Genomic DNA, 5,816 nt, shown 5'->3' on the forward strand with positions numbered 1-5,816 from the left:
CGAGGATCGCATTCTTGAGCCGGATGGTGACGCGCGCGAAGGCTGTGTCCAGCGGGCGGCCCTTGAAATCCGAGGTTCCGTAGTCCTGAACATCGGAGTCGGTGGTCATGATTTCCCAGCGGTCCGCCTTCATCTCAGCGAGCCAGGCGGCGTAGTCCGGGTACTCGACCCCGACTGGGCCGCGCTGGTTCTCTCCCCAGCTTGTCACGTCGGCGACGATCGCCGCCGCGGCGGCCTTGGCCGACCCGTCGTATTGGGTGCGTAGGGTCGCCTGCTGGGCCGCCCAAGTCGCGCCGAGATCCTTGGCGCGCTGATCCGCCAGCCGAGCCTCATCGGCGTCCTTTTGGGCCCGCTCGGCCGCCTGTTGCACCTCAATGCGGTGCTTCTCGGCGACCTCGGCGTCTTTGGCGTCGAGTTCGGAGAGGGCGATCCAGAGACTCGAAAAGGAAAACGGAATGTTGGCGCGGGTCAGGCCCTCGCTGATCGTCTTGAGGTCAGCGGCCGAGGCATAGATGGCGCCGCACTGGGCTTTTTGCGCGCCGACAAAGGCGTCCTCGGCCGACTCGACGGCGAGCACGGGCGCAAGGCGCATGTCGAACGTCAGCTTGTCGGCATTCTTGAGGATGAGCAGCTTGTGCGCTTCGACCTTGTCGGCCACCACGCCGCAGAGATTCGGCGAGTCGGTCTTCAGCAGGATGACGCCGTAGCCGCTTCTGGCACCCGCGGCGAGGTCGGTGGAAATCTGTTCGATCGCCACACGCTCGGCCGCGGCAGCAGTGGCAAGTTCGCTGGCGCTGACCAGCGCGAACCTGCGCATGGCGCCGATTGCGAGCATGAGAGCGCCGCTAACGCTCCGGCCGCGATTTGATGGGAGGGTAAAACGTGACGACCTATACCTACACGACAATCGATCCCCCAGGCAGCACTTACACCCAAGCCCGCGCCATCAACGCCTCGGGAGAGATCGACGGGACTTATCTAGATAGCAGCCACCAGCAACACGGCTTCCTCGAAAGCGGCGGCACCTACACGACAATCGATCCCCCAGGCAGCCAGAGCACTGCAGTCATAGACATCAACGCCTCTGGAGAGATCGCCGGGAATTATTTTAGCAGCGGCACCTACTACGGCTTCCTCTACAGCGGCGGCACCTACACGACAATCGATTTCCCCGGCAGCGTTGAGACCCAGGTCAACGCCATCAACACCTCGGGAGAGATCCTCGGGGCTTACTATTATAGCAACTTCCTACCCCACAGCTTTCTCTACAGCGGCGGCACCTACACGACAATCGATTTCCCAGACAGCATTTACACTACCGCCTACGCCATCAACGCCTCGGGACAGATCGTCGGGAAGTATGAAGATAGCAGCCACCAGGAACACGGCTTCCTCGAAAGCGGCGGCACCTACACGACAATCGATCCCCCGCCGCCGGTTTTGCCGAGTAGACCGCTCGACCCATTCACGCAATTGCCAATTCCACGCCAGCAACCCGCGCCCGCGTCGCCCGCGGTTCGCCGCCCGGGCGGGCGTGGAAGATGAGCAAGCGTCTACAGGTCGAGACCGATCGCGCGCTTGCCCGTTACGAGGCCGCCAAGGCTGCCGGGGACACCCGGGCAACCGACGCCGCGAGGCTCGAGCTACGAACGCTGGCCGCCGAACTGGTCAAGGTTCGGGACGACGCGATCGTTTTCGCCGAAATTCGCAAGGCGCTCAATCATCCGCGCCGAATTTGAATTGCGGGAGGGCCTCGAACACGTTCAGGCCGACGCCTTTTCCGCGATCCGCTGGCGCGTTCACAGGGATGCGCGCCAGCGGCCCTTTTCGATTGAGTAACACGACATGACGACCGGACGCTCGACCCGCACGATTCGACCAAGTCAATGCACAATTTGCTGCGACCCAAACCGCGCCCAGATTGAGCTTGAGGTGGTCTCGGGCGCATCGCTGCGCGGTCTGGCGAAGAAGTATAACACCTCAAAGGACGCCCTGGCCCGTCATGTCGGCAACCATGTGTAGCCGGAAAGGAAAGCCGAGCTTATCGGCGGGCCGGCAAAACTGGAAGAACTTTCGACACGCGCCGCGGAAGAGGGACACTCTGTTATCGACAGCGCGCGCGTTGCCGTTAGTCTGATATTCAACCGGTTAATCGCGGCGGCCGAAGCAAACGACCAGCACGCCTTTGGCGTTCTGTCCAGACGCTGCATGGACTCGATCCGCCTGTTCGGAAGCATTACAGGAGATCTTGTAAAAGGGTCGCAGATGAATATCACGCCTAATATCCTGACGGCCTCGCCGCAGTTTGCGACATTGTCTGCCGGCCTGATGAGGATCGCGCAGAGCCACGGTCCCGCGGTAAAGTCCGACATCCTCAACTTGCTCAAAAGCATCGAGGAAGCGCCTGCAGCCCCGCTGACGGGCGTTGCTGCTTTCGACGGACGGTTCCAGCCTCGATCGGGAAGAACCCGTCCTGCGCCTCCCCTGATCGAATGCTCGGCCGTTGACGTCGAGGTGGCAACGTCGTGAGCCTCAAAGGTGCCTTTCAGGAATTGGCCGATCGAATCGCCAACGCTCAACCCGGCTGGCGCGAGATCGGCCGACCGGCGCAAATAGAGCCGCCTGGAGACGACTGGCATATCTGGATTGGTGCGGGCGGGAGAGGCGCGGGCAAGACGCGAGCCGGTTGTGAGACGATCAAGGAATGGGTCGAAAGCGGCAGATGCCGCCGCATCGGGATTATCGCGCCTACTGCGGGAGATTGCCGTGATGTCTGTGTTGAGGGACTGAGCGGACTAGTGTCAGTCTTTCCAGACTCAGAGCGGCCGATCTATGAGCCAACGAAGCGCCGCGTCACATTCAGGAACGGCGCTATTGCGATGTTGTATTCATCGGAGGAGCCGGAGCGACTCCGCGGGCCCCAGCATGACGGTTTATATTGTGATGAATTGACCTCATGGAAGAACGCCAAAGACACCTGGGACATGGCGATGTTTGGCCTACGACTCGGTCGACGACCAAAGGCAATCGTCACCACAACGCCAAAGCCAACAGACCTATTCCGTTATCTCATGAAGCGCGAGGGGAAAGACGTCGTCGTGACAAGGGACACGACCTGCGCGAACAGAGACAATCTAGCGCCCGGCGTTTTCAGTCAGGTGATATCAAGGTATGAGGGGACGAGACTCGGCCGGCAGGAAGTGAACGCAGAGCTACTCGACGACACGCCGGGCGCATTGTGGAATCTCGGGTTGATAGAGGACTGCCGCATTGCCAGAGAGGCATTGCCGGCGCTGCGGCGCATTGTGGTGGCGATCGACCCCGCGGTCTCTACTGGCAACGACAGTGACGAGACGGGCATCATTGTTTGTGGCTTAGGTACCGACGGTCACGCATATGTTCTCGACGACCTCTCGGGCAAGTACGCGCCTGTAGAATGGGCGCGGGCGGCAATCGCAGGGTATTACCGTTTCGCCGCTGACCGGATCGTTGCGGAGGTGAATCAGGGCGGGCAGATGGTTGAACAGGCCCTGCGCACCGTCGACCAGAATGTCGCCTACTCGCCCGTCAATGCGTCAAGAGGAAAGGTCACAAGGGCCGAGCCGGTCAGCGCCTTATACGAACAGCGCCGCATTCATCATGTCGGAATGTTCGACGCACTCGAAGACCAGATGACGTCCTTTACCGCCGGGCAAAGCAAGTCGCCCGATCGCGTCGACGCATTGGTCTGGGGCATCAGCGAATTGATGCTCAAAGAGGCGGCCGGTTCCGGATTCATGGCCTACTATCAACAGCTGTCCGGAAATGAGGGAACCGCCTCAATCGCCACAACCTCCAGACGACCAAGACGCGATTATTCGGCTCCGCGCGCCCCTTGGAATAGGCGCAGCGCAATTGTTTGGCGGGAGGCATGTCGTTATCGGAAACGACCGCATTGTCGAAATGACTCATGATGAGGCCCGGCCGCTCCTAGCATGGGCCGGCTGGGAAACTGTGAACTACACTAGAGGACAACTGAAATAGCTATTCGTGTACTCGCACCGACAACTGGACCCTATGCAAATCCGGCGGGAGCGCTGGCGAACTGTGGTAGCTCGTTCGACGTTACTGTCGTGCCGAGCGGGTCTGTTGCGCTACTGATCGGCGGCACAGGCGCACCTATCGGGTCCTGTACTTACGCGGCTCGCCCGACAGGTGTATCCGCAGGATTTACCGTGATCGACTCAACTTTGAACTGCTTTATCACGTGGGACGGGAGCCAGTGGCGCCGGTCTCTCGACGGCAGCGGGGCGGCCCAGCCCTGGTAGTAAACGCCGCGGCGGCGCGCTGAATACTTGCGGCGACAGTCGGCGGCGCGGCGCGCTGAGGCGATAAGCCAAGCAGGTGGGGGCCCATTGGACCCCCTCCACAATCCATCGCTGCCGATCGCGATCGAGCCCCTCGAGGCCGCGCACGCCCAGCGCGCCCGCGCAGAGTGGTTCCCTCCACGGAGGGAACCATCGAGGCCGCTAGAAATTCCAGCTGCAATTTCGCGACCGCGGTAGGCTCCCCGCCCGGCCGGCCGCTCGCTTTCAATACCCAGTTTTCATGCCGACTGGCCGGGATCAAATCAGTCACGCGGCGCACGGGATAGAGGGAAGGCCAGTCCCGTCCGTCTCGCAGACCCCCGTTGGCGAAAAAACCCGGCCTCTGGTCAGGACCGATCGAGCCTAAGTTGGCGACCTGCGAGGCGGCGGAGGCTTCCACACAAAACCCAAAAGGCGACCGGGCTTCTTTGCCCCACGGTGTTGCGTCGGCCGTAAGCCGGGCCGATTCGCAGCGATGGTGGGATTTTCCGAGCCGCAGAGGATTGGCGTCGTCGCTGCCTCTGCAGACCTTGGCCAGGCACAACGGCATACACATAGCCGCCTGCAGGCGTTGTTTGCAGGGCCGGAGGGAGTGGCTCACCTAACGAGCAGCCAAGGCGATACGGTCTACAGGCGAACAGGCATGGCCTCCCGGAGGACGAGACGCCCTGCCCCTTGATCCGCTTGGCCCCCATGGGGCCGGAGAAATATAGCGGAAAGCGGAACTATGCCCGTTTCCCCGCGAGAAGGCGCTTCCACCATGGGCGGCGCGGACGCGCCTCTGCAAAGGCCGAGGAGACCCGCTTTGACAAATTGCCGTCTATCGGGCCTCCCTGTCACGTGGGGACGGAGGATTCGGTGCGGGCGCTCTATTACGGCGACAACCTTGAGGTTTTGCGCAGCGGCGCGATCCCGCCTGAGTCCGTGGACCTAGTTTATCTGGACCCGCCGTTTAACTCGAACGCTTCCTATAACGTCCTGTTCAAGGCGCCGAGTGGCGAGGCGTCCCACGCTCAAATCGAGGCTTTTGAGGACACGTGGCATTGGAATGAGCACGCCGAGAGCGCCTTTGATGAGGTGATAAAGAGCGGCAACACCGAGGCCGCCAACATGCTCCGCGCTATGCGAGACTTTCTCGGCGAAAACGACATGATGGCCTACCTCGCAATGATGGCCGTGCGGCTTATCGAACTGCGCAAGGTCTTAAAGCCTACCGGGAGCCTATATCTGCACTGCGATCCTACCGCGAGCCACTATTTAAAATGCCTGATGGATGCGACTTTCGGAATCGAGAATTTCCGCAACGAGATCATCTGGCAACGCTCGACGGGCAAAAGCCTAATGACTACGCGGCTCCCAAACAATCATGATATTATTCTCGCCTACCAAAAGACGAGCGAAGGATATTGGGATGAGGACGCAATGTTCTCCCCCTACGATGCGGACGACTTGCCCCAGAGTATTGCCGAG

Annotated in this window: 6 protein-coding genes; 5 read left to right on the forward strand and 1 reads right to left on the reverse strand. The window is 61.0% G+C overall.

All coding sequences use genetic code 11. The features are described 5' to 3' along the window. A partial coding sequence (locus ACLP25_RS01345; protein WP_442467453.1) for a hypothetical protein occupies positions 1 to 835 on the reverse strand: 835 nt, incomplete at its 3' end. A gap of 47 nt (positions 836 to 882) precedes the next feature. On the opposite strand from ACLP25_RS01345, the gene ACLP25_RS01350 reads away from it, so the two are divergent. The 5 genes from ACLP25_RS01350 to ACLP25_RS01370 all read left to right on the forward strand — a co-directional run. Beyond that, entirely contained in the window at positions 883 to 1,545 is a 663-nt protein-coding gene (locus tag ACLP25_RS01350; RefSeq protein ID WP_442467454.1) for a hypothetical protein, read from the forward strand. Continuing rightward, complete coding sequence (locus ACLP25_RS01355; RefSeq protein ID WP_442467455.1) at positions 1,542 to 1,739, forward strand: hypothetical protein; 198 nt, start codon at positions 1,542 to 1,544, stop codon at positions 1,737 to 1,739. The genes ACLP25_RS01350 and ACLP25_RS01355 overlap by 4 nt, the downstream gene beginning before the upstream one ends. A 469-nt stretch (positions 1,740 to 2,208) precedes the next feature. Further along, positions 2,209 to 2,529: a hypothetical protein gene (locus ACLP25_RS01360; RefSeq protein ID WP_442467456.1), complete on the forward strand. Its 321-nt coding sequence runs from the start codon at positions 2,209 to 2,211 to the stop codon at positions 2,527 to 2,529. Then, positions 2,526 to 3,953: a DNA-packaging protein gene (locus ACLP25_RS01365; RefSeq protein WP_442467457.1), complete on the forward strand. Its 1,428-nt coding sequence runs from the start codon at positions 2,526 to 2,528 to the stop codon at positions 3,951 to 3,953. Before ACLP25_RS01360 ends, ACLP25_RS01365 begins: the two co-directional genes overlap by 4 nt. A 1,251-nt stretch (positions 3,954 to 5,204) precedes the next feature. Beyond that, the coding region (locus ACLP25_RS01370; RefSeq protein ID WP_442467458.1) for a DNA methyltransferase at positions 5,205 to 5,816 on the forward strand (612 nt) is incomplete at its 3' end.

Origin of the sequence: Roseiarcus sp. (genome assembly GCF_052145395.1) — a bacterium.
Taxonomy (GTDB): domain Bacteria; phylum Pseudomonadota; class Alphaproteobacteria; order Rhizobiales; family Beijerinckiaceae; genus Roseiarcus.

Bases quoted from the DNA above. Each gene is read 5' to 3' on its own strand.
- ACLP25_RS01355 (WP_442467455.1), top strand. From the start codon at position 1,542: ATGAGCAAGCGTCTACAGGTCGAGACCGATCGCGCGCTTGCCCGTTAC.
- ACLP25_RS01360 (WP_442467456.1), top strand. From the start codon at position 2,209: ATGGACTCGATCCGCCTGTTCGGAAGCATTACAGGAGATCTTGTAAAA.